The sequence below is a fragment of the Cyanobium sp. NIVA-CYA 375 genome (assembly GCF_056108345.1).
Genome location: NZ_JBSYHW010000165.1, coordinates 1 through 2,137 on the forward strand (window position 1 = coordinate 1; position 2,137 = coordinate 2,137).

Consider the following 2,137-nt stretch of genomic DNA (forward strand, 5'->3'; position numbering starts at 1 on the left):
CTGCCCACCAATGGTGAAAGCTGAGTCGGCTCCGTTGCCTGCTAAGAAGTTGGTCGCAAAACTGGCATTCGTCCCAGACGGCGTCACCCGCAATGCTTCGCTGACCGCTGAGCCGCTAGCCAGTGTGAAGTCGGTAATGACATCAAAGCCACTGATGGTGCCGGCATTAACGGTGCCACCGATCGCGATTGTGTTGTCGCCCGTTGGAATGAAGAAGCTGTCGTTCCCTAACCCACCAGTCATGGTGTCGGCGCCGGCACCGCCCTGAAGCAGGTCGTTGCCAGCTCCGCCGCTGAGTACATCGTTGTCAGCGCTGCCGCTGAGGTAATCGTTGCCGTCTCCGCCGGTGAACGTGTTGACGTTGGTGACGGTGATGGCCACCGCCTGGGCTGGGGAGCTCAGGTCGCCATCGGAGGCGGTGACGGTGATGTCGTAGACGTTGTTGCCACCAACGTCTTGAGGGGATTCAAAGTTGGGCGGAGTTTTGAAAGTAACAGCACCGGTGGCGCTGTCGATGTCAAAGAGAGCCGCATCAGTACCACCGATGGCATAGGTGAGAGTGGTACCAGCGTCGGGGTCGCTGGCGGTGACTGTGTAGACGGTTCCGGTGGCATTTTTCGCGAAGGAGGCCGTGGCCGCCGAGGTAATGGAGGGTGCCTCGTTGACGTCGTTGACGTTGACGGTGAAGGGCTGGCTGAAGATGAGGCCGCCGTCGGTGGATTTGACGGTGACGGCATAGGAGTTTTTGACCTCGAAGTTGGGGCTGGAGCCAGTGAAGAAGAGCTCGCTGCCACGGATCTCGAAGCTGCTGGCATCGTCGCCCTCAAGGGTCAGGACGTTGTTGTTGCCGCTGGCATCGGGATCGGTAATGCTGAGGTCGCCAACCTTGAAGCCGGTGCCGATGACGGTGTTTTCGGCAATGGTGTTAGCCGAGAGGCTGATAGCGGTTGGTGCCTCGTTGACGTTGTTAATACCCAGCGAAACCTGACGCTCTGCAGCGTTGCCGGCGGCATCAGTAGCAACGACAGTGAAGGAGTAGCTGGATTTGGTTTCAAAGTCTGGGTTGGCGGTAAGCGTGACGGCGCCGGTGGCGGCATCGATGGAGAAGGCGGAAGCATCGCCGCCGGCCTTGAGGGAGAAAGAGACGGTGCTGGCGTCTGTGGCGGCACCGATGTAGACGACCTGGCCAGCGCCAGAATTTTCGTTGATGGCTGTGGCGGTAGTGCCGGAGGTGATGGTGGGCGCAACGGTGTCAGCCGAGAAGGAGAAGGGAGCGGAAGTGCCTGTGTTGCCGGCGGCGTCGGTCTGGGAGGCGGTGATGGATTTGCCGCTGCCTTGGCCGATCGCGGTCAGGTTGTCCGCTGTGAGGGTGTAGGAGAAGTTGCCGCTGCCATCGGCGGTGGTGGTGCCGAGCTGGGTCTCGGCGAAGACGATCACCACCGTTTGGTTGGCTTCTGCGGTGCCGACGACGGTGTTGTCACCGGCTAGGCCGCTTACGGTGATGTCGTCGCCACCGATGGCGGTGATGGCAACGGTGGGTGCAACGGTGTCAACAGTGATGAACTGGGATGCCGTATTGACGCCAACGTTTCCGGCGCCGTCGATCACCCGCACCTGATAGGTGAAGGTGCCATTGCTGCGGGTGGTGGGATCGGCGTAGCTCCAGGTGGTGCCGGTGACCTGAACGTTGGCCCAGGTGCTGCCGCCATCGGAGCTGATCTCGATGACTTCACCGGCACCAAGAGCTCCGTTGGTGCCCGACACGGTGAGTGATGTGTCGCTGGTGGTGAGGTCGCCGGCGGTGCCGGTGTCGTCGCTGATGGCGGTGATGGCCACTGCGGCGGTTGGGGCAATGGTGTCAACCGTGACGGTGTTGACATTAAGAACAAAAGCTGAATCAGCCGTTACAGTTCCAGTCAGAGCGACCGTTCCGTTCTTTATTGTATTGCCGGAGTTATCAGGTTGATCCGTTGAATTAATTGTGAAGCCAGCTGCGAGCCCCGAGATGGATGTGGCGTTGCCATAGTTAATTAAATTTGTATAGCCTGTGCCAGCGGTGCCCTGCCACACGCGGACGCTGATGGAGGCGGCGTTATTGACTTTTGATAGTTGAGCGTCGTTGAAATTGAAGCTGCCT

At 59.7% G+C, this 2,137-nt stretch carries 1 protein-coding gene; it reads right to left on the bottom strand.

Going from position 1 to position 2,137, the window contains the following annotated elements; translation table 11 throughout:
* A partial coding sequence (locus AC01FP_RS17135) for a beta strand repeat-containing protein (RefSeq protein WP_474481899.1) occupies positions 1-1,836 on the bottom strand: 1,836 nt, incomplete at its 3' end.
* Between the last annotated feature and the right edge of the window lie 301 nt (positions 1,837-2,137).